Source organism: Thermosporothrix hazakensis, assembly GCF_003253565.1.
Taxonomy (GTDB): domain Bacteria; phylum Chloroflexota; class Ktedonobacteria; order Ktedonobacterales; family Ktedonobacteraceae; genus Thermosporothrix; species Thermosporothrix hazakensis.
Map to the genome: position 1 here is coordinate 42791 of NZ_QKUF01000014.1, position 25374 is coordinate 68164.

The 25374-nt window shown below is 53.1% G+C and carries 23 protein-coding genes; 9 read left to right on the forward strand and 14 right to left on the reverse strand.

Annotation, left to right across the window (positions count from 1 at the left end):
• Positions 1 to 104 precede the first annotated feature (104 nt).
• Together EI42_RS18515 and EI42_RS18520 are read left to right on the forward strand one after the other, a co-directional pair.
• The gene (locus EI42_RS18515) at positions 105 to 1148 is read left to right on the forward strand and encodes an ABC transporter ATP-binding protein (RefSeq protein WP_111324119.1); all 1044 of its coding nucleotides are present in this window, start codon (positions 105 to 107) and stop codon (positions 1146 to 1148) included.
• Position 1149: 1 nt separating this feature from the next.
• The gene (locus EI42_RS18520) at positions 1150 to 2046 is read left to right on the forward strand and encodes a DUF2705 family protein (RefSeq protein WP_170142737.1); all 897 of its coding nucleotides are present in this window, start codon (positions 1150 to 1152) and stop codon (positions 2044 to 2046) included.
• Between the two features lie 59 nt (positions 2047 to 2105).
• On the opposite strand, the gene glmS is transcribed toward EI42_RS18520, so the two are convergent.
• Positions 2106 to 3974, reverse strand: coding sequence for a glutamine--fructose-6-phosphate transaminase (isomerizing) (gene glmS, locus EI42_RS18525; protein ID WP_111324121.1), 1869 nt, complete (start codon positions 3972 to 3974; stop codon positions 2106 to 2108).
• Between the two features lie 465 nt (positions 3975 to 4439).
• Between glmS and EI42_RS18530 the strand changes: the two genes are divergently transcribed.
• On the forward strand, positions 4440 to 5072 hold the full coding sequence (locus EI42_RS18530; protein WP_111324122.1) for a PadR family transcriptional regulator: 633 nt from the start codon (positions 4440 to 4442) through the stop codon (positions 5070 to 5072).
• Between the two features lie 164 nt (positions 5073 to 5236).
• Positions 5237 to 5863 (forward strand): hypothetical protein, encoded by a 627-nt coding sequence (locus EI42_RS18535; RefSeq protein ID WP_111324123.1) that lies wholly within the window; start codon positions 5237 to 5239, stop codon positions 5861 to 5863.
• Between the two features lie 65 nt (positions 5864 to 5928).
• Here EI42_RS18535 and EI42_RS18540 read toward each other — a convergent pair whose 3' ends face one another.
• A complete protein-coding gene (locus EI42_RS18540; RefSeq protein WP_111324124.1) occupies positions 5929 to 7119 on the reverse strand; it encodes a DUF2264 domain-containing protein in 1191 nt (396 codons plus the stop codon).
• Between the two features lie 172 nt (positions 7120 to 7291).
• Here EI42_RS18540 and EI42_RS18545 point away from each other — a divergent pair, with 172 nt between their 5' ends.
• Positions 7292 to 7747 (forward strand): PaaI family thioesterase, encoded by a 456-nt coding sequence (locus EI42_RS18545; protein WP_111324125.1) that lies wholly within the window; start codon positions 7292 to 7294, stop codon positions 7745 to 7747.
• 1 nt (position 7748) lies between these two features.
• Here the strand turns inward: EI42_RS18545 and EI42_RS18550 are convergent, their stop codons facing one another.
• The 8 genes from EI42_RS18550 to EI42_RS18585 form a co-directional block, all read right to left on the reverse strand.
• The gene (locus EI42_RS18550) at positions 7749 to 8537 is read right to left on the reverse strand and encodes an HAD-IIA family hydrolase (protein ID WP_111324126.1); all 789 of its coding nucleotides are present in this window, start codon (positions 8535 to 8537) and stop codon (positions 7749 to 7751) included.
• 128 nt (positions 8538 to 8665) lie between these two features.
• The gene (dnaA, locus tag EI42_RS18555) at positions 8666 to 10141 is read right to left on the reverse strand and encodes a chromosomal replication initiator protein DnaA (RefSeq protein WP_111324127.1); all 1476 of its coding nucleotides are present in this window, start codon (positions 10139 to 10141) and stop codon (positions 8666 to 8668) included.
• A gap of 16 nt (positions 10142 to 10157) precedes the next feature.
• Entirely contained in the window at positions 10158 to 10547 is a 390-nt protein-coding gene (locus tag EI42_RS18560) for a RidA family protein (protein WP_111324128.1), read from the reverse strand.
• Between the two features lie 180 nt (positions 10548 to 10727).
• Positions 10728 to 11696 (reverse strand): protein kinase domain-containing protein, encoded by a 969-nt coding sequence (locus EI42_RS18565; protein ID WP_111324129.1) that lies wholly within the window; start codon positions 11694 to 11696, stop codon positions 10728 to 10730.
• Between the two features lie 188 nt (positions 11697 to 11884).
• Positions 11885 to 13129: a PD40 domain-containing protein gene (locus tag EI42_RS18570; RefSeq protein ID WP_111324130.1), complete on the reverse strand. Its 1245-nt coding sequence runs from the start codon at positions 13127 to 13129 to the stop codon at positions 11885 to 11887.
• Between the two features lie 166 nt (positions 13130 to 13295).
• Positions 13296 to 14570 (reverse strand): PD40 domain-containing protein, encoded by a 1275-nt coding sequence (locus tag EI42_RS18575; RefSeq protein ID WP_111324131.1) that lies wholly within the window; start codon positions 14568 to 14570, stop codon positions 13296 to 13298.
• 111 nt (positions 14571 to 14681) lie between these two features.
• Positions 14682 to 15911 (reverse strand): TolB-like translocation protein, encoded by a 1230-nt coding sequence (locus EI42_RS18580; RefSeq protein WP_170142738.1) that lies wholly within the window; start codon positions 15909 to 15911, stop codon positions 14682 to 14684.
• 147 nt (positions 15912 to 16058) lie between these two features.
• Complete coding sequence (locus EI42_RS18585; protein WP_111324133.1) at positions 16059 to 17915, reverse strand: LCP family protein; 1857 nt, start codon at positions 17913 to 17915, stop codon at positions 16059 to 16061.
• Positions 17916 to 18303: 388 nt separating this feature from the next.
• Here EI42_RS18585 and EI42_RS18595 point away from each other — a divergent pair, with 388 nt between their 5' ends.
• The gene (locus tag EI42_RS18595; protein WP_170142739.1) at positions 18304 to 19461 is read left to right on the forward strand and encodes a glycosyltransferase family 4 protein; all 1158 of its coding nucleotides are present in this window, start codon (positions 18304 to 18306) and stop codon (positions 19459 to 19461) included.
• Positions 19462 to 19483: 22 nt separating this feature from the next.
• Here EI42_RS18595 and EI42_RS34425 read toward each other — a convergent pair whose 3' ends face one another.
• The 3 genes from EI42_RS34425 to EI42_RS31985 are packed head-to-tail and all read right to left on the reverse strand — an operon-like array spanning position 19484 to position 21422.
• Positions 19484 to 19606 carry a hypothetical protein gene (locus EI42_RS34425; RefSeq protein ID WP_281278940.1) on the reverse strand — a complete coding sequence of 41 codons (123 nt, stop codon included), beginning with the start codon at positions 19604 to 19606 and terminating at the stop codon, positions 19484 to 19486.
• A 33-nt stretch (positions 19607 to 19639) separates the two neighbouring features.
• Positions 19640 to 21175 carry an ArnT family glycosyltransferase gene (locus tag EI42_RS18600; protein WP_111324136.1) on the reverse strand — a complete coding sequence of 512 codons (1536 nt, stop codon included), beginning with the start codon at positions 21173 to 21175 and terminating at the stop codon, positions 19640 to 19642.
• Positions 21168 to 21422 carry a hypothetical protein gene (locus EI42_RS31985; protein ID WP_137686133.1) on the reverse strand — a complete coding sequence of 85 codons (255 nt, stop codon included), beginning with the start codon at positions 21420 to 21422 and terminating at the stop codon, positions 21168 to 21170. The genes EI42_RS18600 and EI42_RS31985 overlap by 8 nt, the downstream gene beginning before the upstream one ends.
• 151 nt (positions 21423 to 21573) lie before the next feature.
• On the opposite strand from EI42_RS31985, the gene EI42_RS18605 reads away from it, so the two are divergent.
• Positions 21574 to 22743 (forward strand): hypothetical protein, encoded by a 1170-nt coding sequence (locus EI42_RS18605; protein ID WP_111324137.1) that lies wholly within the window; start codon positions 21574 to 21576, stop codon positions 22741 to 22743.
• Positions 22724 to 23290 carry a 16S rRNA (guanine(966)-N(2))-methyltransferase RsmD gene (gene rsmD, locus EI42_RS18610; protein WP_111324138.1) on the forward strand — a complete coding sequence of 189 codons (567 nt, stop codon included), beginning with the start codon at positions 22724 to 22726 and terminating at the stop codon, positions 23288 to 23290. Before EI42_RS18605 ends, rsmD begins: the two co-directional genes overlap by 20 nt.
• Here rsmD and EI42_RS18615 read toward each other — a convergent pair.
• Entirely contained in the window at positions 23269 to 24234 is a 966-nt protein-coding gene (locus EI42_RS18615) for a sensor histidine kinase (RefSeq protein WP_211326247.1), read from the reverse strand. The two genes, rsmD and EI42_RS18615, sit on opposite strands and share 22 nt — an antisense overlap.
• 641 nt (positions 24235 to 24875) lie before the next feature.
• On the opposite strand from EI42_RS18615, the gene EI42_RS18620 reads away from it, so the two are divergent.
• A complete protein-coding gene (locus EI42_RS18620) occupies positions 24876 to 25355 on the forward strand; it encodes a helix-turn-helix domain-containing protein (RefSeq protein ID WP_170142741.1) in 480 nt (159 codons plus the stop codon).
• Positions 25356 to 25374: the final 19 nt, after the last annotated feature.

Consider the following 25374-nt stretch of genomic DNA (forward strand, 5'->3'; position numbering starts at 1 on the left):
TTGTGATAACGGACAAAGATATGCTGTAATAGTTCTGGGCAGGCCTACCAAACAAATTGTATGTGTATTTTGAAGCACGATCTGGAACAAGAGAAAGTATTGTAATGGAGAAAGAAATTGTATTACGGACAGAAGGGCTGTCAAAGCGTTTTGGAAAGCGTGTTGCTGTTGATAATCTGCCTCTAGAAGTATATCGGGGTGATGTTTTTGGGTTACTGGGGCCGAACGGATCAGGTAAGACAACGACGATTCGGATGATCCTCAATCTGATCCGGCCAACGAACGGGCGGGTGATTCTCTTTGGCTGTCCTTCGACCGAGAAAGGAGCCTATCGCGAGGCATTGCGCGGTGTGGGCGCGATTGTTGAGCAGCCGCTCTTCTATCCTTTCCTTTCGGGATGGGAGAATCTGCGGGGGATCGCGGTCTTTGCCGGGCTCCCTGATAACAGTCAGACAAGAACTCGGATTGACGAAGTGTTACAGATGGTCGGGCTTGCGGAACGGGCGCGGGACACCTTTCAAAAGTATTCATTGGGTATGAAGCAGCGTCTGGGGATTGCCGCGGCCCTGCTCAACAATCCAGAATTGGTCATCCTCGATGAGCCAACAAACGGCCTTGATCCGGCCGGGGTTGTGGAGATCCGAAACTTTATTGGGCTGCTGGCAAAGCAGGGCATTACGGTGATTGTGTCCAGCCATATCTTACATGAGATCCAGCAGGTCTGCTCGCGGGTTGCCATTATCAAATTCGGGCAATTGCTGGTACAGGGCGACGTGCATTCGCTGTTGGCCTCTCAATCGGGGGTACGAATGCTCTTCAGGAGCACGGAACAGGCGTACATGGCCGAAAAGTTGCTCAATGCTTTGCGCGGTGAGCGCGCTCCCTGGCTAAATGGTGCGCACTGCCTTCAGGCGGAAGCAGGGTCGTGGGCTCCGCCAGGCAGTGTATTGTTGCATGTTGATGTATCGGTTGAGCACTCGGCTGATCTCAATGCGTATCTCTGCTCTCAGGGAGTGGTGCCTGCCGAGATTCGGCGTGTAGAGGCCAGCCTTGAACGCTACTTCCTGGAACTGACGGGCGAGGCTGCGGGCTATATGACGAACCATATACAGGGAGCCTCAATGATGGCTCTGGGGAGGAATGGCTAAGATGCAGAATGCATGGATAGAAGCGTCGCCGAGGCAGAGACGGCGAAGAAGCTGGTTTGGGGAAGTTGTGAGCCTGATTGGCTGGAACTGGTTTGTGCTGCGTCGTCGGGCGAGCATGACCGTAATTCTAACGCTTTTCTTTGGAATCGCAGCGCTGATCGTGATTGGCCTGTTTCTGTTGGGAAGCGGGTTGTTAGCCTATCCCGGCTCATTGAATATCCTCTCACAATATACGGTAAAGCTCGGTGCATTTCTCTTTCCTGTGCTTGCAGCTATCCTGGTCGGGAGCGAATACAGTCAGGGAATGCAGCGTCAGATCCTTTCTCGGGGCTTGAGTCGAGCGCAGGTGTTGATTGCGCAACTTATTTCGCTCTTCCTGCTCCTGCTTGTACTGGTGGTGATTATGTTTCTGCTGGCGCTGCTCATCGGATTCGCTGTGCCAATGCTGAAACAGATGCAATGGGCGGTACCATCATCATATCACTGGGAGCTCTTGCCGGTCTTTCTGCTTGGCTGTGTGCTGGATCTCTTCCTCTATATGACGATGGCCGTCTTCTTTGCGACGCTTGCGAGAACGCCGGTTGGTGGCGTGGCCTTTGTCCTGGTTTATGAGATGCTGGAACTGGCCCTCTGGGGGACGCTTCAGGCCTTTCTCGCGATGGGAGTTATTCAGGAGGATGCGGCTCGTTGGATTCAGAACATCGGCCCCTGGCTCCCGGGCAATGTAGCGAATCGGGTTGCAGCGTTGACCTCGGATCTTCTGCCAGGCAACTTTGAGCAGGCGACTTCGCTGGCTGTTACAGGGCTGCCAATCTCGCTGTTGACCCTGCTTGGCTATTGTGTCATTCTGATTATCGCTGCCTATCTGCTCTACAGCCGACGCGATATTCTTGAATAATATCCAAACAGGAGGCTGACAAGCGCAAGCTGCCGGCCTCCTGTTTTTGTTGTCCGCTGCTATTCGACTGTTACCGACTTGGCAAGGTTACGCGGTTGATCCACGTTACAGCCACGGGCGACGGCAACATGATATGAGAAGAGTTGAAGCGGAATAATAGCCAGTAGTGGGCTGAACGCTTCCAGCGTGGCCGGAACATACAGCACATCGTCAGCGAACTGCTTCACCCGCTCATCTCCTTCGGTAGCAACCACGATCGCACGGGCGTCTCTGGCCCGAACTTCCTGAATATTGGTGATGACCTTCTCATAGATGTGTGAGGAGGTGGCGATACCAAGCAAGGGTGTATCAGGGTCAAGGAGCGCGATTGAGCCATGTTTGAGCTCGCCAGCAGGAAACCCTTCGGCATGAATGTATGAGATCTCTTTGAGCTTGAGTGCCCCTTCCAGCGCGGTGGGATAACCAACGCCACGCCCGATGAACATCATATTGCTAACGGACGCCATGCGCCTGGCAAGCGGTGCGATCACATCATCTGGGCCTGCTGCCTGATCGAGAATGTGCTGTACCTGATCCGGGAGATGCTCAAGCGCGGCCAGAAAGGCGCTCATCTGCTCCGATCGAATGCGCTTGCGTTGCTCACCCAGATAAAGCCCGAGCAGGTAAAGGACCACCACAGAAGTGACGAAGGTCTTTGTTGCCACCACGCCGATTTCTGGACCGGCCTGTAAGTAAAGTACCGCATCTGAGAGGCGGGTGATCGCACTGGCGACAATATTGGTGACGGCGATCACCGGTGCTCCTTGCTCACGTGCCTGCCGAATGCCGACCAGCGTATCAGCGGTCTCGCCTGATTGGGTGACAGCGATACAGAGGGTTTCGGGTCCAACGATTGGGTTGCAGTAGCGGAACTCTGAGGCGGTAATAGCCTCAACCGGAATGCGGGCCCATTGCTCAATCACGTATTTCGCGAGCAGGCCCGCGTGATACGAGGTGCCGCAGGCCACGATAATGATGCGCTGAACTCGATCAAAAAGCCCTTCTTTGCGTAGCTTTTCCAGTTCTGGCAGATGAAGCTGTCCATCTCGGATGCGCCCGAGCATGGCCCGGCGTAGGGCGTCGGGCTGTTCATTGATCTCTTTCAGCACAAAGTGAGGATAGCCGCCTTTTTCGGCAGCTTCGGCGTCCCATTCAATAGTGATGTGGTCGCGCTCAACGACTCGCCCATCCAGTTTCTGTAAAGAGACACCGTTTGAGCGCAGAGTGACGACCTCCCCGTCTTCCAGAATCAGGATCTTGCGCGTATGCTTGAGGATCGCCGGGATATCTGAGGCCAGAAACTGCTCGTTCTCTCCCAGACCCACGATCAGGGGCCCATTGCAGCGTGCACCAACCAGAATATCAGGTTGTTCGCGACAGACCACAGCGATGGCATAGGAGCCAATCACGCGCTGTAATGCCTGGCGAACGGCCTCGGTCAGATCGCGCTTTGCCGGGCCAAAGTAGGTCTGTTCGATGAGATGAGAAAGCACCTCGGTATCGGTTTCTGAACGGAAGGTGTGCCCGAGGAGTTCAAGTTCCTGGCGCAACTCGGCGTAGTTTTCGACGATACCGTTATGCACCACAGTAAGGACTCCCGTGCAGTCGGGGTGAGGATGCGCGTTATCGTCGCTTGGACGCCCGTGGGTTGCCCAACGGGTGTGGCCAATGCCCAGGCCGCCTTTCTGAGCTTCCAGGCGGGTGGTAATATGGGCGGCCAGATTGGCGATTTTGCCAGCTCGACGATGGAGCTCGAGTGTACCGTTTGCTGTCAGAACGGCTATTCCAGCGGAATCATATCCGCGATACTCTAATTTGCTAAGGCTTTCAAGCAATATGTCAGTAACATCAGAGCCTTGAGGCCCGACGTATCCTACGATGCCGCACATGGATGACTGGCACCTTTCTCTATTGTATTCGGGTTCTGCCTGAAAAGGGCAGAATACACCCGGCTACATCACTGTGAGCGTTTTGTTCCGATCGTTACCAACCGGGTTTGTGCGCCCACTTCACAGGGACGTGATCGCCCCTGGAGGCTCCCCGCTGATGGTCCGAACAGCCTCCACCTCGTCAACCGGGCTTCCTCCAGAGCCCGGCCCATGCGCTACTCTCTCTACAACACTACAAACAATAGACTTGATAGGTTTAGATCTACAGTTCTTTTGGCGCGTATCCCCTGCTCGAAGGGGGGCACCTGATCCTCTCTAAAGTGAGTATATCATATAGGTGGTTGAGATATTAGGAAATAGCACATTTAGATGAGGCAATCTTCTGACGCATTCGTGATGAGAGTTTCCTGTGCGGTACGATATACTTTACAGAGACCCTAGAAAACATCCCCTGGAGGCGATGAAGTGTCTGTTGATTATATCATTCTGGGTATCCTCAGTCTGGCGCCGCGTTCTGGCTATGATATGAAGGCTGAAGTGGAAAAGGGCAGTGTAGGCATGCTCTCAGCGTTAAGTTTTGGCAGTATCTACCCTCGGTTGAAATCGCTGGAACAGGCAGGCCTGATAACGGTTCAGGAAGAAGAGCAAGCAGGCCGTGGCAAGAGAATGTATGAGCTGACGGCGGAGGGCTGGCGTCAGCTTCAGAACTGGCTTGATTTGCCCTCGGAGTATCCCATTCCCCAAAAGGACGAACTGCTCCTCAAAATGCTCTTCTGGGGCGCGGCAGGGGCTGACCGGACAACGCTGATCGAGCACCTGAAGCGGCGGCGTGACGAATCCTCTGATTTCTTACGTTATCTGGCAGAGCGTCCACAGGATGGTCGTTCTTTTATTGATGAGTATGGCATGCTGGTGCTGGAATACATGCAGTCAAGGTTGGAAGCTGAAATAGGCTGGATTGATAAAGCGATTCGGCAGCTAGAGGGTGAGCCCGCTGTACCGATTCAGGACCCGCACTGGCTCTCAGTCTTACAGAAATCGCGGCGCACAAAGGCTCTGAACCCTGAGGCGGATGAGGAGCCCGAAGCTAAAGAGTAGCGGGCTGTTGAGAGGGACAATACGTTCGGGCGAGGCGCTGTGCTTTCGCGGAGATATCGAATGGTCTCCTCTTGACGAAGGGACGGAATCCCATTACTGTATGCGGTAAGGAATAGAATTGTTTCCATTATCTGCTTGAACGAAGAGTTAGGAGCATCTCTCGCATGGAGGTTTTAACCTTTGCCGTTCTGGTCACGCCATTTATTATTGTTTTCTATCTAGCCGTGCTCTTGATTGTACGTCCATCGAGGGCTGTGCTCTTGTCATCTTTGCTTGGTGGCCTGATTCTCGGCGTCGTGAATTTCCTGTTTGATCTAGCCGCATCCTCTGCTCATTGGTGGCATTATAACCTGACAATACCAAGCCCACAGCAGAAGATTCCGTTTGATATCCCGGCTGAGACGTTTACTCAGTTTATGTCACATCTTCCCTTTCCGTATTATCTGACACCTATCCTGATCTTTGGCAGCCTTGCCTACATGGTCATCTGGAAGCTGTGGCGGGGGCCAAAGCACCGCATTGCCCAGATTGTTCTGTTTGGTGTTCCTGTGTTTTGTATTCTGCGTGATATTTTGGTGGCGCAGAGTGGCGGAACGTATGCCACCAGTTGGGATAGCCCCATTGCCCCGCTGATGGTGGTGTTGATGTGGCTGATTGGCTTCTTCGTCGGCTATCTGGTCTTTAAGAAGCTCTCTCCCACGCGCGAGAGCGTTGAGGCGCGTCGTCAGGCCGAGCATGAGCGTCTGCTTGCCGCCATTGAGGCACGAAAGAAAGCAATGCAGCAGAGCTAAAGAAGAGGAACGAATTCAGGCGGGTTGCACCAGATGCAGCCCGCCTTTTTTCTGGAAGAGCACAGTTAGCCGTACAGCGCATGATCGATTGCGATCGCCTCGCCATTCCAGATCTTTTGTGCGGTCCACGGGGCCGATCCCTGCCAGAAGGGGTCTTGCTCTGGCAGACCGAGGGGCAGGAAGATCAGGGAACTGAGGTACAGGCTGCCAGTTGAAATATATTCTTCGGCTAACACGGCCTGATGTCCGCAAACACCGATCTGAAGCCAGCCATGCTCATCAAAGGTGCCCGGCGCCTCAAGCATGCGCTTCATCAGAGCGGTGAGGGCGCAGCGTACCTGAGCGGGTTGCAGGGTCTCATCAAGGCGATGTTGTAAGGCTATCTGGCTGAGTGCATGCATCGTGCCGGTTCGATAGGTGACAGAGCGCCCGATAACCGGAATGGTGCCTTCTGGCGAGATGAGCCGTTCAAGGATGGTGGCATAGCGTCTGGCTCGCTGGATAATGGGCTCTTTAAGGGCTTTCCAGTCGTGATACTGGTCCCCAACTGTCTCAATAATATCGACAAGCATAGGATGGATGACGTAGCTGTTATAGTAGTCCCAGTGGAACTCGACCCCATCTTTATAATGGGCATCTCCCACATACCATTGCTGGAATTGTTTCAGGGCAAAGTCAATGCGCATCGGGTCCCACTCTGCCCCCATACGGAAAAGAGCGGCCTCAATGGTGGCGCTAAAGAGCAGCCAGTTGTTATATACCGGCTTGCGGCTGCGTGTCATCTGAAGCGCCTTGATCACATTTTGTTGAACACGGGGTTCCAGCTTTGCGTAGAGCTCGTTTGGCGCACGTAGAATGGCCTCAGCGACATAGGCTGTATCTACGATCGGCTGCGAGCCCTCAGAGAAGTTCAGGAAATCCGCTGAAGCGGGTTCGGTTGCCATATCCAGCGCTTTACGGGTCAGCTCTATATACGCGTGGCGCAACTCGCCCTCAGCTCCAGTGTCCGGCCCGGTTTCCAGCCAGGGCGCGAGACCTGCGAGCAAGCGGCCAAACGCCTCAAGATGCGAGAACTGGCTGCGTGAATACTCATCCCATTCCCATTCGCCCGGTTTGCCTTCAACAGGCATGCTCGCTCTCAATTGCTGGTTTGCCAGCGCCTGTAGAACCGGAGACGCAAGCTTGCAGAGCATCTGTAGCCAGTAGCATCTATCGGCGTTGTTAATCTGCGCAAGCAGGTGTTGGTCATCGCTCATTTGCTATTCCTTGCACTCATTTCTTCAAAAAAGTGGTTGTTTGCTTGTAGTTTATATCGACTGATATCGTTCTATAGTCACATCTTTCCGCAATGGGCATGGAGTTTCGATCTGTGATACCGTATTAGGAGAGAATGAAGCTGTTCTATTTTGTAGTGTAGAGGGAAAGGCTATGGAATTCACTCAAGAGGAGATCATTGAACGGATAAACAGCAGCCGCGCCGGGTCTGTCTGGGAGGTGCTTGACATCAAGCTGGTTGTCGCAGAAAAGCAGCGGGTGGTGGGAACCATGCCCATCGGACCGAATCAGCGGCAACAACTGGGGTATCTGCATGGAGGTGTCTCGGTCGTGCTGGCCGAGTCGCTGGCCTCATTTGGTAGTGTGCTGAATATTGACAATAGGCGACAGATGGCATTTGGCCTGGAAATCAACGCGAACCATATTCGGGCCAAACGCGATGGGATGCTGACCGGAACCGCGATCCCGCTGCATCTCGGACGAACAACGCATGTCTGGGAGGTCAAGATCACCGATGAGCAGGAGAAACTGATCTGTGTTTCTCGCTGCACCATCGCGATCGTGAATCGACCGCCCGAGAACGACAATATTTTGACTGTCGAGCGATAAGCTATTCCAGGACATCAGCCAGAGCTGCGCCCAGATTCTCATACACCAGATCGGGCTTGATCGGTGAGCGAGCCAGACTCTCACGGCTCTCTTTGCCAGAGAGAACGAGCATGGTATGGGTTCCGGCAGCTTTGCCTGCCTTGATATCGATCTCCAGACCATCGCCGATCATCACCGTTTCTTCAGGGGTGCTGCCAAGCAGGTTCAGCGCCTCTTGCAGCAGCGCAGGCTGAGGCTTGCCGATCACTTGAGGGGTCACGCCACTGCCCGCCTCAATCGCGGCAACCATTGTTCCGGTTCCGGCGGTAAAGCCACCTGCGACGGGCAGCAGCGGATCACGGTTGATGGCAATAAAGTGCGCTCCGCGCCGGACCGCGAGAACGGCGGCTGTCAGCTTCTGATAAGTGATGGTGCGGTCGAGGCCGACCAGAACAACATCTGCATCGCTGGCGTCCTCTCGGGCAAGCGGCAGGTTGTACGCGATGACCATATCAATCAATGGTTGCTCGCCGATCACAAAGACATGGGCGCCGGGAAAACGGCGGGCAATGTTGCGGACCGAAGCCTGACCCGCACCAAGCACATGCTCTTTGCCGGCGGGAATGCCCAGGCGGTTCAATTTTTCCACAACCTGGGCCTCGCTGGCAAAAGAGTTATTCGTTGGGAAGAGATATTTTTTGCCAGTGCGCTCAAGCCAGGAAATAAAGTCTTTTGCGCCCGGGACAAGGGTCTCGCCTCGGTAGACGACGCCATCAAGATCGATAAGATAAGTCGTATATGGTGGTAACATAGCGCTCCGTTGTTTGTGTGTTTACTCTTTATTCTCTAGAAAAAAGACATCCTTGCGGCTGCTCAAGAGTGCCGCAAGGCTGGTAGAGTACTTGCTATCAAGACAAAATGCTGCTTACAGTTCAAGCCCTAATCGCGTAAGAGCTGTTCGCGAATGGCCTCAATCTCCTGACGCAAGGTTGAATTGTTTTTCAGCGCCTTCTCAATTTTTTCACAGGCATACAGAACTGTGCTGTGATCGCGTCCCCCAAAGAGCTGCCCGATTTCCAGCAAAGACGTCTGGGTCTCATGGCGGACCAGATACATCGCGACCTGTCGTGGTTTCACAATGAACTTGTCTCGTTGCTTGCTACACATCGCCTCAAAGGACACATGATAGAAGTGGGCGACGGCCTGAGCGATCTGCTGTCCACTGAGTTGCATTTCACGCTGATCGCTGTCCAGCGATGACATTGCGGCCCGAGCGATATCAAGGGTCAACTCGGTGCGATGCAACTGCTGGTAGGCGATCAAGCGGTTCAGGCAACCTTCCAGTTCGCGGATGTTCGTTTGAACCCGGCTGGCGATATAGGCAATCACCTCATCTGGAACGCGATAGCGCAGCATCTCCGCTTTGGCCCGTAAGATGGCCATACGGGTTTCAAGGTCGGGCGGCTGAATATCCGCGATCAGGCCCCATTCAAAGCGAGAGCGGAGGCGCTCTTCCAGGCTGACAATGGCCTTTGGTGGGCGGTCACTGCAAATCACAATCTGCTTGCTCATTTCATGCAGGCTATTGAAGGTATGAAAGAACTCTTCCTCGGTTGATTCCTTGCCTGCAATAAACTGGATATCATCGACCAGCAGAATATCAACTGAGCGATACTTGGCGCGAAACTCTTCGGTGGTACGATAACGAATAGCATTGATGATTTCGTTAGTAAATTGTTCCGAAGAGACGTAGAGGACAGCCAGACCGGTACGCACACCCTGATGGCCGATAGCGTGTAGCAGGTGTGTTTTGCCCAATCCCACGCCTCCATACAGGAAAAGCGGGTTATAGGACTCTCCCGGAGCTTCTGCGACGGCCAGAGAAGCTGCATGGGCCAGCCGGTTGCTATTGCCGACAATAAAGGTCTCGAACGTGTACCGCGGATTGAGCCGATTATGCATCAGAATGTTAGCGCGTTGCTCGTTGTCCCACTCTTCGAGTGGGGGTGTTTCATAGCGTGGCTCTGCCTGTTGCGCAGGTTTTCGCATTGTGTAGAACGAGTAGCCATTCTTTTTTGCAGGCTCATCGGCCGGGGGCTGCTCGAAGGAAGCAGTGCTGCCTCGCGTGCGTGTGTCTGCTGTCCGCTCGTCGGCTGGTAGGCGGACCGTAAGCGTGACTGGGAGCCCGGTAACTTCTTGCAAGGCCTCCTCGATGGTCGGGCGCCAGCGGGTATTAATGACATCTTTCGCGATCTCATGGGGCACTTGCAGTTCCAGATACAGGCTATTGCCCGGGCTCTCGCCATCCGAGATATTGGTCAGATGAGCTTCCTGAAGCCAGACCTTGCTGGTAGCGTCAAGTGACGCATGCTCTAGCCGTTCAAGGGTTGTACGCCAGATGGTAGCAGTGTTCACCGTTGTCTCCCAGTGGCTAATCTTCAACCAGGGCAACGCACTCAATTTCGACTAATGCCTTGCGCGGTAGTTCAGCGACCTGAATCGTTGAGCGGGCCGGAGTTACCCCACTGTTGAAATACTGAGCATAGATGGCGTTCATGGTCTGGAAGTCACCCATATTGGCAAGGAAAACGGTGGTTTTGATTACCTTGTCAAGGGACGTGCCGGCGCTTTGGAGGACGGCTTGCAGGTTCTTCAAGACCTGATGAGTCTGGGTTTCGATGTCGGAGCCGACCATCTCACCGGTAGCAGGGTCCAGGGGAATCTGTCCGGACGTATACACAAATTGGCCGCAGCGGATTGCCTGGCTGTAGGGACCAATCGCCGCCGGCGCTTCCGTTGTATTGATCTTCTTGATCTCCATAGTTTTTTATCCTGGTCTCTCTCTCTTAGTAGTGGTTTTAGAGCGGGCAAAGGCTGCCCGAATCGGCTGGCTCTTTTTCCTTGATTATATCTGATGCGCAGACAGACAGGCAGCAATGTGCAGGCTGCATGTCTGGAAATTTCGGGCGCACCGCGCTGATAGAAAAGGAATGCCTGTTACTCAGGAATACTGCCGAGGTCCAGCGGGAGGGATCCTTCCCTGACCGTCGGCACCAGGGTACTGGTGAGGGTACATCTGGCTCTGCTGTGCCACTGGCGCGTTTTGCTGTAATAGCTCGCGGGCACTGCGTTTCAGGGCAAGCTGCATATCCGAGGCGGAAGAGAAGCGGTCTTCCGGCTCTTTCTGAAGTGCCTTACTGATAACGCGCTCGACAGAGGGCGGGACGGTCGGGTTAAACTGGCGCAACGGTGGCGGATTGGCCGTTGCATGTTGCATGGCGATCGAGACGGCAGTTGGCCCGACAAATGGGGGCCGTCCGGCAAGCATCTCAAACATCACAACCCCTAATGAGTATAGATCGGAAGATCCGGTGAGCGTTTCACCGCGTGCCTGCTCTGGAGAGAGATAGTCTGCGGTTCCCAGAACAATACCGCTATTGGTCAGACCGGCATCCTCCGCGACACGGACAATACCGAAGTCAGTTAGCTTCACCCATGCCCCCCCGTCACTGAGTCCTCGACCGCCTCCACTGCGGGCTAGCATAATGTTTTGCGGCTTGATGTCGCGGTGAATGAAACCTCGTGCATGGGCTACCTGCAAGACCGAGCAGACCTGAATCGCAACTTCGAGCGCCTCACGCGGCTGCAACTGACGGCGCTGACCAATCAATTGCTTGAGCGTAGGTCCGTGAATGTATTCCATGACAAGGAAATACTGGCCTGCCTCTTCAACAAAGTCATAAATAGTGACGGCGTTCGGGTGCGCAAGCGCGGCCGCTGCACGGGCTTCACGGCGGAAACGCTCTACGGCTTTTTGATCGTTCTTATCCAGGGACCGCAGAACTTTAATTGCAACAATCCGCTCTACGCGATGATCCCAGGTTTTAAAGACGCTTGCCATTCCTCCGGTCGCGATATGCTCACGTATTTCGTACCGTCCAGCAATGAGTTTGCCTTCGATTTGATTCAATGTTCTAACCTCAAGCGACCTGGGCGACTAGACCACAAGACAAATATACAACAAGAGTCCTTCTGTCTCACGCTAGTATACCATCATTGCGTTATGCCGTCGAGTTTTGTGACCTTCAGTATACCTGTCTCTTTTTGCCTGCATGGTCCCCTTGGGTTCGGTAACACCGGAAAAGAGTGGCTGGCGCTTTATCCTTTCACCCAGGCAATGCGCGAGTCCGCGTCAAGTCTGGCCTGCTGATCGCTGGCCTTCAGCAACAGTATCGGGTCGCCTTTCCTCTGATAGGTGTCATTTGCTTTTTGGACCTCAAGCAGGTACAGATTGAAGGTGTTGTCCTCATATCCAATATAGGCGATATACTTGCTGTCAGGAGACCAGACAGGCTGACTGATAAGATCGGCTTTCAGCAGCAGGGTTGAGTGATTATAGGGCTCCAGCGCCTTTTGTGCAGTTGCTTTATCATCGGGCCTGGTGATGACGTCTTCAGCGATTGGCATCACATAGAGCTCCATGCCGGGCGTCGCAAGATCGGGCTTGCGCACATAGGTCAGAAATGCGCCATCGGGCGAGAAGGCGGGCTGAATGTTCATCAGATCTGCTTGAGCCGGAGTCAGAGCAACCGAGGGATCACGATGCACGCCCGGAGCTCCGGGCTGATAAGTTCCCGGCTCAGCTTTTGCGATAGCGTTGATGTTCTGGGTGAAGAGTTGAATCAGTTGCTTGCTCTGTTGATCCTGGGTGTATTGATAACCTGTAAAGACAATCTGATCGGGGTGGTTCGGACGGATAATCAGGTCTCGTTGGCCCCCATCTCCCAGGACCGCGTAGGTGACATGTTGCAGGACACCGGGATAGTCGTCAACGTTTTGCGGATTGATGCGAGATAATTGCGGGTTGTTGATATCGATGCTATAGGCCATCAGATCCAGCATAAAGGTATCCAGTCCGGAGTTGATCTGAAGCTTGCGAATGTCGCTGAGAAAAACAAGGTGGGTATTATCGCGCCAGGTCGGTTGGGCGAACCAGGTATGTGTACTGATCGCTGAGGCATAGCGGGGATTGGGTGTAAAGTCACCTTTGCCCGTAAGCAGGACGCGAGGCTTCCCGCCGCTGGTTGGCATAATGGCAAGATCCGCATAGTTCTTGTAGCGGATCACGAAAGCAAGCATCTTCCCATCGGGCGAGACTGCCGGGTCGCGGATATCCATATCATGGGTCAGCCGGCGGGGTGTACCTGAGGAGTCGAGCACATAGAGATCGCGGCCAATGGTAAAATAGAGCTTTCCCGGAAGCTTCAACTCGTTGTTGATGTCGACGCTGGTCCCATTGCCGAGGGTGGTTGATTGGCTTTTCCGAACCGGGCTCTGGCAACCAGCCAGCAGAAGCAGAATCAACAGAAGAAGCCCTGTTTTGATATACTTCGATGTTTGCATGATAACGCTTTCCTGTCAGGGGGTATGAGTGGTCTCTGAATTCACTACGTTTCGGGTACCAATTTGGTTGACGAACACAAACGTTTCCTGAGAAAAACGCAGGTGTGTGCGGTCTGATCAGACAGGAGACGAGAGAAGAGCCTTCCCCTTCTCTCGCCCAACGGGTTTATTTCGTCCAGATGAAGCGTGAATCGGCGTTGATCTGCGCTTTGGGATCGGTTGATTTGATCAGGGTGGTAGGCTCCCCTTTTTTGCTATATTTGCCGTTCTCTTTCGCTACCTCGATAAGTGAGAGCTGAAAGGTGTGATCGCTATAGCTGATGTAGGAAATGTATTTGCCATCGGGTGTCCATGCAGGTTGTGTGACATACTCGCCACTGAGTATGAGCGTTGACTGATCGTAGGGCTGGAGCGCTTTTTGCGTCGTTTCCTGTTCATTGGGTGTCTGTAGCAGGCTGTCATCAATCACAGGCATGACCCGAAGCTCGGCCTGGGAGTTGGTAACGTTAGGCTTTTTGATATAGGCGATCGTGTTGCCATCGGGTGAAAAGGAGGGCAACATATTCGCCATATCGGTCTGCTGCGGGGTCAGTGCGAGTGAGGGATCTCGCTGTATGCCATTGAGTCCCGGACGATAGGTTTCGGTGGGTGGAGCGTTCTTGATCCCGTCCACGTATTGCAGGCAGATTTGAATCAGTTGATGCTCGTTGCTGCTGTCATATTGATAGTTGGTAAAAATGATCTGGTCAGGGTGGTTGGGCCGCAGGCTGATGTCCCGGTGCCCGCCATCACCAGTAATAGCATAGGTGACCGGTTGTAACACATCGGGATAGTCGCCGACAGTGTACGCGTTGATCTGTTGAAGTGTCGGGTTGTTGATATCGGCGCTGAAGGCCATGAGTTCTAGCGAGCGTGCGGCAAACGAGCGCCCCTCGTCGGCATTGGGCCAGTACTGGTATTTCCAGATATCACTGAGGAAAATAAGGTGTGTATTGTCGCGCCAGATGGGTTGTGCATACCAGGCATAGGATGTATCAACAAAGTCATCTGTGCCATCTCCGTTGGTATCATGGCCGACAAACTTTCCGTTCCCGCTCAAGATAACCTTCGGTGTGCCCCCCCCTGCCGGCATAATGGCGATTTCTGAGTAGTTTTTGTGGCGAATCTCAAAAGCGATATTTTTGCCATCAGGTGAGATCGCCGGGTCGCGCACATCAAGTCCCTTTGTCAATTGTTTCAGGCTGCCGGATGAATCCAGCATATAGAGATTGCGGTTCAGTGTAAGATAGAGCTTCCCCGCAAGCTTGATATCTTTATTGATTTCGATATTTGCGCCGTTGTCCAGTTTGGTTTGCTGGTTGTTTGGGCCAAGACAAGCCGTCAGGAGCAGTGAGAGCGCCAGTAGTAAGAGCGGTGTGTGAAAATATCTCGATCTTTTCATCTTCTGGTTTTCCTGAGATACAGAAAATAGTGAACAAAAATGGGGAGGGTAGCCACAGCTACCTCTCCATCACCTTCTACTTAAAATATATCCCTTAACTATTCAATTCGGCTATTTCGTCCAGATCAAACGAGAATCAGCATTCAGTTGTACTTTTTGACCGTCGGTCTTGATCACTTGAATCGGATCGCCGTTTTTTTTATAGGTTTTCCCCTCCTTGACGACTTCGAGCACATACAGGTTAAAGATGTTGTTTTCATAGCCTATATAAGCGATATATTTGCTGTCCGGTGACCAGATTGGCTGACTGATGTACTGAGACTGGAGCAGCATCGTCGACTGACTATAGGGTTGCAGCGCCTTTTGTTCTGTCGCTTTATCATTGGGTGTGGCTGTGACATCTTCGGCCACCGGCATGGTGTAGAGCTCCATATTGCTGGTGGGGTTGGGTTTGCGAATATACACAAAGGTATTGCCATCGGGCGAAAACGATGCCTGCATATTGAACAGATCTGCCTGATCGGGTGTCAGTGCCACGGCGGGATCTTTTTGTATCTCCTCAATGCCGGGCTGATAGGTGCCCTGTGGCGCATGCGCGATTGCATCGGCGTCCTGTAGAAATAGTTGTACGACCTGATGCGTGCGAGAAGCATCATATTTATAGCTGGTAAAGACGATCTGCCCGGGGTGACCGGGGCGCACGCTGAGATCACGGTGTCCGCCGTCGCCCGCGATGGAATAGGTCACGTGCTGGACTACATCGGGGTAGTCATCCACAGTCTGTGCATTAATTTGCGATAATCGGGAGTCATTGATATCTATACTGAACGCCATTAAATCCAGCATAAAGGCATCCTGCCCCGGGTTGATTTGGAGCTTGCGCAGATCGCTTAAAAAGAGAAGGTGTGTATTGTCGCGCCACGCAGGCTGGGCGTACCAGACATGGGTGCTTTTGGGTGCCGGATAGTTTGGATTGGGAATGTATTCTCCCTTGCCGGTCAGCAGCACTTTCGGCTTGCCACCTGTTGCGGGCATGATAGCGAGATCCGAATAGTTTTTATAGCGGATAATAAAGGCAAGCGTTTTGCCATCAGGTGAAATGGCAGGATCAACAACCTCCATTCCTTTGGTCAGTTGTTTGGGCCCCGATGCATCCAGCACATAGAGATCATGATTCAAGGTAAAATACAGCTTCCCCGCTAAGGGAACCTGTGTATTGAGTTCTAGCGTCTTCCCATCACCGAGATCTTTTTGTTGATAGGTTGTATCTGTACCCAGACAGCCCGTCAGCAGCAGTGCGACAAGCGTCAGGAGAACGAATAGCTCTCTTTTTTTCTTCATAATGATAGCCTGTTTTCCCATAACCACATGCTATTTTAGAACAGGGGAGAAGGGGGCAGTATAACCTTGCTCCCCTTCTCAAGCATTGTTATTGTTGACTCTTCTGATGATAAGAACGCCAGTGTGTGGACATTTGTTACGGCCTGTTTATGACCAGACGGAAAAGGACCCTGTGACACCCATCAGCATCAGTTTGACGATGTTCTGGGCTCCAGTAATCTCATCATTGAGCAGGAGCGGTTTCTGTTGCGGAGATGAAGCGGTCACAGCGGAAGGCTGCTGTGCCTGGCTGGCGATCTGGTTTGGCGTGCTGGTGTTCCCGGTCTGGTTGCAGGTGCCGGTGCCGAACATCTTTTCCAGAACCGGTTGCATCTGCGTGCAGACCGGGTAGTAATCTTCGCTTTTCTCATCCAGTTTCTGAGAATAGGGCGGGCTGAAGACCATGCGATCAACTTTGTTCATATCGACCTCGCGGCCAAAGTTCCCGAGCTGAATCAACTGGTTCAGGGAGAGGTCAGTTTTCACATAGCCTTCCATATCTTTCATCAGTTCAGGAAGCTTACCGATCGTGTCGATGGTAGCGAGCTTGGTCTTCAACTGGTTCAAGACCTGCTGCTGGCGCTGGGAGCGTCCAAAGTCACCGATCAGGTCTGCGTGGCGGGTTCGCACATATTGCAGCGCTTCCACACCGTTGAGGTGCTGAGGGCCGGGAGCGATGTAGAGGCGCCTGTACCCTGAATGGTCAGAGCTATGCACATCGTCAGGGTAGGTATCATCAACCATCGGGTGGATGACATCAACATCGACGCCGCCCGCAGTATCAATCACCTTAATAAAACCATCAAGGCCAACCCAGGCATAATAGTCAATGGGGATGCCAAACTGATTCTCGATGGTATCCATCGTAATGCCTGCTCCGGCGGCCAGAGCCTTATCTTTGCTCTTTGTCTCGGCAAATTTAGGCGTGTAGCCCGCTGAGAAGACGCGCATCATTTTCTCAGTGGTGCCGTCTGGCATGCGGACCATCAGGTCACGAGGAATCGAGAGCATACCCACGTATTTTGTTTGTGGATCGATCGTGACGATAATCACCGATTGAGTGAGCAGATCTACTTTAAATTTATCGTCATTATCGCTTCCAAGCAACAGAATATTGAGGCGTTTCCCGCTGAGAATATTATTTGGGTCAACATTATGATCCACTTTGTCATTCTTGTTTTTTCGGTCTGCCTGCTGCCCGAGAATGTTCCCGATGGAGCTGGCAAAGTTGATCTGGTAGTAGGCAAAGGCGCTACCACCCAGAATAACCAGGACCGCCAGGACAGCAATCAGGATCCGTGCCCACATGGGGAGGCGCTTCCCTTTCTTGTTTTTACCTGTTGGAGGCTTTGTCGATGGGGGTTCTCCTGCTGGTGAAACCAGATTCCCCGATATTTTTACATTACCAACCGGTGGAAGCGTCACCGGGCCTGGAGTCTGTTGAAGTTGGCCTGATTTGGTCGGACTGACAAAGGGAGCCGCGAACGAATGATTTGCCTGGGAAACCGGGTTCTTGACGGCTGGATGGCTATGTTGTGCAAAAGGACCTGTGACCGGCCTGTTCCCCTGCGGAATACCGGATAAGGAGGTTGCAGAGCCACCAGGAAGCTGTTGTGAGAGTGTTTTCTTTTGAATGGCGGACTGATCGGGCGAGAACGCGCCTCCCCAGCTCGGGCCGATGCCTGGTAGGGTTGATGGATGTTGCTGTTGGGTTGTATGGTTTTGATCCAGGTTCCCGGTCAATGGCCTGGTAAATAGTGGTTGTTTTCCGGGTGCCTGAAATTGTTGTCCCCATTGTGAAATAGGCCCCGCTCCCGAAATACCGGAAAGGGATGCGGGATGTGCTGCTTGAGACTGTGCTTGTTCGGGGGGAATCGTAGGTGTCGTCCCGGCTTGCGACACCTGTGGACTGCTAGACGCTTTATCTTTCAGTCCAGGTTGTATTGGTTTAAATTGCCGTTTCACAGTCCTTTACCTGCTTCCTTTTCTGTGCTGCGAGTATATTACGTTTGCTGTTTTCTATACCCTCTTCTTTCCTATTCGTCATCGTATAGGGTTTCGTCACCCATTCCACGTAGTCCCTGTGTACATATTTCTCAGTCTGCTTAGAAAGTAGCTTTGCTGTTGAGTATAACGTATAAGATTGTTGAACCATGACGATCTATTGTGGAGAATAGGACATTTGGTATAAGGCATACGCTGCCTTTAACCTCTTTTTAGCCATGTTTTTACATTTCTATTACTGTGACTTAAAATCCCTCTAATGAATACCGAATATGCTGGAAACGAAGTCACCTGTCTTGTCTTACTTTCTGCGTTCTCTGGCATATTTGCTGACCGAAAGAGGGGGGTTATGCGTGTTGCTCTGATTACTGAAAACTTTCTACCTAAATTGGATGGGGTCACACGCACGCTTGCCCGTCTTCTGGAACATTTACAGCTCACCGGCCATCAAGCGCTTTTGCTTGGTCCTGACTCTGGCATGGAACGCTATGCAGGAGCTGAAGTACTCGGGACTGCCGGTATCCCGCTGCCTTTTTACCCTGAGCTGCGAGTCAACTTCTTTCGACCGCTCTTTGTACGCCGTCTCTACGAGTTTCGACCTGATATTATCCATGTAGTTGATCCGGTGATTCTAGGCGCTACTGGCCTGGCGGCAGCTCGGCTCCTTGGTACACCAATTGTTTCGTCATATCATACCAACCTGGCGGCTTATTGTACACACTTCGGTTTTCCCCTGCTGACTCGACCCATGTGGTTCTATAACCGTTTTATTCATAACCAGTGCGAACTGACTTTCTGCCCTTCCGCGTCAACTGCGACGATGTTGCGGCAGCAGGGCTTTACGCATATACGCATCTGGCCTCGTGGCGTGGATACAGCACTCTTTACGCCTCAGCGGAGAAGTGCCGAGCTTCGGGCCCGCTGGCTTCAGGATAAGCGTGACAAGTGCCTGCTGCTCTATGTCGGGAGGCTTTCGTACGAGAAGAATCTGCGCCTGCTGGTTGAGGCATATAAGGGGATGTCTCATGAGCGCTGTCATCTGGTGCTGGTCGGGGATGGGCCGGCGGCGGCCGAGTTGCGGCAGGAGCTGGCGACTGTTCCGGTGACATTTACAGGCTATTTGCAGGGGGAGGAACTGGCAACGGCGTATGCCTCGGCTGACCTCTTTGCGTTTCCCTCAACAACCGAGACATTCGGGCAGGCGGCACTTGAAGCGCTGGCTTCGGGCTTGCCGGTGGTGGGATTACAGGCTGAGGGCATCTGTGATCTGGTAACGGATGGCTCTAATGGGCTACTGCTTGAGCTTCAGGGGAAGCAGCCAGAAGAGCAGATACGGCTCTATCGGGCTGCACTTGAGCGACTGATTGAACAGGAGCCTTTTCGCCTGCAACTGGGCGAAAACGCGCGCCGGGCTGCCAGTCGATATAGCTGGTTTGAGGCAATGGAATGCCTGCTTCAGGGCTATCGTGATGTGATGCAGAGGACCGCGCCGCTGGTTGCGGCCTGAGGCCCGGGAAGGAAAAGGGCGATTATCCCTTTTCTTCCCGCTGTTTCTCTTCTCTCCAGGTCTGAATCAGGGAAAGAATCAACGATCCCAGCAGAAACACGAGCAAGAAGAGCTCCATTGAACTAAAGACTTTTTTCTTTTGCATGCTCCCTCCTCTCGCGCGTAAGACCCGCGCTCTTTATATTTTAACCCATAGCTCTTTGTTTTGCCCGTACGATTTGACAAGCCTATAGTGCTGCTTGACCCAGGTATGGAACGCGGAATCCTTATCGAGAATCAGGCGTCCGGTATAGAAGAGGACAGCCTTGACCTCTGTTTTACTGGCTTCCTTTTGCAGCATCTCTGTGGTCAGATAATGGGATGTCAGCCGTACCGAGGAGGTGTCAACCAGATCGGGTGGCGTGTCGCGTCCCGCAAGGGCGACAAGGAATTGTGCGTCGCTGATGACGTTTTGTCCACGCTGTGTATAGCGCTGCAAATCATTGATGACCTGCTGATCCTGACGCGAGATGCCATGTTGCATCTTATAATAGCCACGAATGGGGCGGGCATTGGTTGCAGCTGTTAGCGCGACAAGCACCAGCATTGCAGCCATCGTAATCTGAAGCGCCGATTGCCACTGCTTGAGATCAAGCTCCCATTTCGCGGGAGCCAGCCCGATCACGGCCAGGCTGATCAGCGGCACAGTGATAGCAACATAATGATGTGGGAAGAGAGGCACTTGCTGCCAGAGCACATAAATAGTGGCAAGCGTCCAGGCAATCAAGGGAAGTACGCGCCAGTCCTTGCGCAGACAGGCGATCACGGCCCCGATCAAAGCAGGGAACGTCAGAAAGCCGGTCAGCAGGCTGCGAATCGCACCAAAGTTCTTGCTATGCTCTTGCTTTAAAGCGTCTCCTGCAACCACGTGGAAGGAGACAACGCTATCCCAGAACTGGGGCCAACTGCCAAGAAAGGGGAGAATCAGCAGCAGACAGGTCGCCGCGCAGGCCAGCAGACCAAACAGGATGGGCCTGAATGGTTTGGGCTTGACCGGCCCCTTCTTGCGGATCTGGAGCCAGCTAAAGGTGAGAAGCAGCAGGCCAATGGGGACTACTGCACCTACCGTTAAGAGCTTGCTCATCAGGCTCAGGGCCAGAGAGATGCCGCAACCGATAGTGTACCAGTATGCCAGGCGTCCTGTTGGCTCTTCCCACCACATCAGGGCCAGCCCAACCGCCAGCGCGGCGAACGCCACACAGGGGACATCTGCCTGTAGCGTCTGCGATTGTGCCAGATAGCGCTGATCGGTGACCAGAAGAAAGAGGGCAACCAGTGCCCCCATGCGTCCTGCCAGTGCTCGACCGATCAGGAAGACACCGACCAGACCGAGAAGAGAGATCAGGACAATACCAAACCGGGCCGCCCAGAGCGAGTGGCCGAAGAGCACATAGGATGGAAAAACCGATAGAATAAAGAAGGGCGTCTGTGAGTAAAATGTTTCCTTATATAGCGGGTGTCCGGCACTCATCGCACGTAAGGTTTGCCAGTAGACACCTTCATCGTAGGTATCGCGATCAAAGGGCGCATCCAGATGATACAGCCGCATGACGAGGCCAATGAGGAGTAAGAGAACGGCACTTCCATAAAAAAGGATATGTTGCCATTGCTGAGATATGGTGATGCTTCTGGGTATAGAAAGCTTTTTCTTCTTGGTTGCTGCTTTGCTACTCATTCACTTTTACTTCACTCTCTTCAATCATACTCTGGTCTGGCAAATTGCCGCTTTTACGATAACAAAAATAGAGGATATCTTCAATATCGAAAACGGAGCAGTCACAAAAAGGTGCAGGCAAGCGGGCCTTATCTCCCATTCCAGAGGGCTGGTTCATCAGTACTGGTAGAAGCCTTTCCCTCTCCCTGCTGTCCGTTGTACAATACCGCTGTGATGCGTTCACACCGTTGATTTTGCCGCTTTTCATATGCTGAACTGTTTTTCGCAGCTTGCTCAAGAGAGCATACGTCCATTTGTGAATAGGGATTGTTGACGTTATAATAAAGATCCGAAAACTCGAAACAGCTTGAAGTGCGCCCGCGAGCGGGATGCATAGCCTATGTGCAGGAGCATGTGTAATGAATATGAGAGTTGAGAAGCCCGAGGGGGGAAAAGACTATATCTGGCTTCGTTATGCCACAGAATTTATAGTTGAGGGTCGCAAGCAATCAGTGGAAATGGGCATCCCCGTGCCGCTCGGGGCAACCGCCGAGGCACGAGAACAGCTCTTCCGTGAAGCAGAAGAGGGGATGGAGCAATTGATTGCTCATGTAGAGCAGCGCCTTCCCTTGTTTCTTCAAGAGAAACAGACAGCTCCTGCGATCCCGGCCCGTGCCAGTCGTGCTATTCAGAGCCAGCCGCCAGCGGCAAAGCCTGCGTCCGAGGCGGCTCCACAGACGGTCCAGCTACCGGCGGCCGAACCGGAAAAGCCCATGCCGCCTCGTCCAGAGCGTCGCGCGACGACTCCGCCTTCTCCGCGCTCTTCTTCTGGGATCAGTATGCCGACAGTCGCGGCAGGACCCTCGGAGGGGGTAGCCAATATGTCGCTGCCCGAGTTCTTGCATGTGGCGCAGGAAGAGCTGAACTTGAAGCCCCGCGACATTCTGAATCTGCTTGGGCTTCGCACATTACAGGGTGTAAACTATCGACAGGCGTTGCAGCAGTTACGGATGGTGCAGGCTCACAAAAACGGAGAGAATTCGGCGGGTCGGCAGGCTGAGCCAGAGCGACGGCAGTCTGCTCCTCAGGCACGCATCTTGCGCGAGCAGGGCGCCGAAGAAATCGCTATCGAGCAGAAAAAAACGGAAGCGCTCGAACGGCCATCTGCTCCCTTGCGTTTTGCTGAAGAGACGGAGCCGGAGGAGGAGGAAGAGATCTTTTTTGACGAGGAAGAAGATGAACCCTATAGCGAGGACGAGGAGGAAGAGGAGATCGGGCCGCCTCCTGCTACCTCAGATCCAGTGGAGCGGGCTCACTATCGCTTGCGGCGCTTGCGGGCGGTTCGCGGGCGGGAGGCCCCGTCTGCTGATCGCTGGCGCGCGTTTCAGAACCTGATCCTCTCTTCTTTGAGCGAGCAACAGGTGATGACGCTGGTTCGGGGCGTCTGGAGTGTTGATTCGCCCAGAAAGCTGAAGGCTGAACAATGCGAAGAATTGATCTCCTGGGCGAAGGAGGACAACTTTCCTGCTGAGGCCGAGGCTCTGATCCAATTGTTAGAGGAGGAACATTATGCGCGTGGTAACTGGTGAGGCCAAAGGCCGGAAGCTCAAATCTCCGAAGTCGGCAGGAACACGTCCGATTATTGATCGGGTGAAGACCGCTCTGTTCGACATCCTTTCGACGCGGGTGGAAGATTGCCGGTTTCTGGATCTGTTCGGAGGCGTGGGGAATGTGGGGATCGAAGCCCTGAGCCGGGGCGCGGCCCATGCAACCTTTATCGAGATGAATCATAAGGTCCTGCGCATCTTGCGGGAAAATCTGGATATTACCGGGCTGGCTGATCGGGCGGAGACGATTCGCGGCGATGCCTTTAAATTCCTGCAAGCTCCTGTCGGGGTGCGGCCCCCGTATGACATCATCTATGTCGCGCCACCTCAATATCAGGAGATGGCTGCCCGGGCGCTGGCGCTCCTGGATGGCTCTCCACTGGTTGCCCCCGCTGGACTGGTGATTGTGCAGATTCATCCGAAGGAGCGACCTGGAGTGGCCGCGGTGGCCTGTCAGCAGCTTGAGCTCTATGATGAACGTCGATATGGTAGCTCATTGCTGATGTTCTATCGGGCCGTTTCAGAATAGGATGACGATTTCTCACTGTATCGTTGTTGCCCGATCCCGGGGAGGGTGAAGCAGAAACTGCTCCCTTCCCCCGGAATACCCCGGCTCTCAACCCAGATACGCCCACCCATAACCTCAACCAGATGCTTGCTGATATAGAGCCCCAATCCACTGCCACGAACCGGCCCACCCAGATCGCGCTGTAAGCGGACAAACTGCCCGAAGAGCAGCGGAATCTCTTCCGGAGGAATACCCGGCCCGGCGTCCTTCACGCAGATACAGACGTTCCCTGTTCCCTGCTCAACATGGGCACTGACACGCACCTGACTCTGTGGAGGTGCATATTTGAATGCGTTGGAGAGCAGGTTATAAAGGACATGGCGCAGGCACTGGGCGTTCGCATGCACAAAGAGGTGGCGGGAGATCTCAAGCTGAATCGACTGCTGGCGCTCTCCAAGCGTGTTAAAGTGTTGGATTACCTCCTCGACGCTTTTCAGGAGATTGAGCGTCTCTACCTGAAGCTGACCGTTGTCATTGCCGATTGCCATGCTATCCAGCACATTATTGACCAGCCGGGTGAGCTCCTCACAGTAGTTTAATGCGTTTTTGATATATACGCTGTGCGCATCTTTTTCAAGCGTGCCGTTTTCTTCCAACAGGTGAAGCAGGAGCTCAAGATAGCCATAGGCGGCGGCCAGTGGAGTGCGGAGCTCATGGTTGACGTTCAGGATGAACTGATTTTTGAGCTGGTTGAGTTGTCGCTGCTGTTCATACGCCGCTTTGACCTGTTGAATCGCCTGGTTGGTCGTCTGTCTGGCAGCCTCTGACTCATTCAGAATATATCGAAGCGAGACCATCAAGCAGCCCTCGATGCTGAGCAGCAACGTGCTCCCGATGAAAGAGGTCAGGTAGGTGGCGGGCCAGTAGTGCAGCCAGAATATGGCATAGAGGCAGCTAAGCAGCATGTGACCAAAGAATACGGTACAGGCTCCTCGCTTCTCAAAGGTCCAGCTTGCCAGGAACATAGGTATAGAAATAATATATCCGCTGTTTATTTGAGGAATAACCAGCATATGGAGTATGGCACAGATGAGGAAACTGAAAATACAGAGTGAGAGGCGCACTAGAAGCGGGCTCTTGAGGAAATAACGTGGCCATGGTCCGGTAAGCCATTTGCATATAATCATCTCAGCTTCTCTCCCTTCCCACATAGATCTGTTTGGTCTCTCCGCAGTGCTATCACACAATGCACTTCTTCCGACAAGTATTCTAACATGCTACGCTTCGGTTTTATAGGGGATAGACATTAATATTGTATTATTATTTCTGCTCTCCAGATAGAAAATGAAGTTTTTGTAATAGAGGTTCTACTGCAATGTACTACAAAGTTCTATGTCTGGTAGGAAAAACGAGAGTCGCTTTGGCCATCCGGGGAGAGTCGAAGTGGAGCAGTTGAATGCGCTATAATAGAAACCAGAGACAAAGCAATTGCGAGAAACGGATAGACTTTTTGTCTGTCCTGAAAGGATATCAGTACAATGTCAAAACAGTGGCGAGAGCCGGGGGTTCTCTTTGCTGGCATACTAGTACATGGAGGGATATGCTGATGCTTGGAAGACCGAGCCGCTTTGCGTTTATTGATGCCAGTGAAGCCGCACGGAAGCTAGGTATTACTCGTGTCACACTGGAGCAGTGGGTCAAAGATGGGCGTTTAAAGCCAGTGCGCGGTATGGGCAAGGAGACGTTTTTTCGTGCCTCTGATGTGGATGCGCTCTACCGTGAACTGCATCCTGATGTGGAGCTGGCGGAAGCGATTGCTGCTGATGAGCAGGAAAGCGCGGGCGATGCCAAACAGCAGGCCCTTGCCCGACGCAAGAACGATCCGCAGATGCGCGTCTATTTGCGTCTTCAGGCCGATGCAAAATGGTATGATACCTCGGACGAGGATATTCGTGCCTGGTTTATGCAGCTTGATCCTGATGGCTATGAGCGCAACAAGCGCAATGCTCTGCATGCGATCAAGAAGCTGCAATATCTGGTCAGTCTGATTGAAGAAGAGCAGCAAAAGCTGTCAACCGGGGAATAAGGCGTTTTCCCCGGTCTTC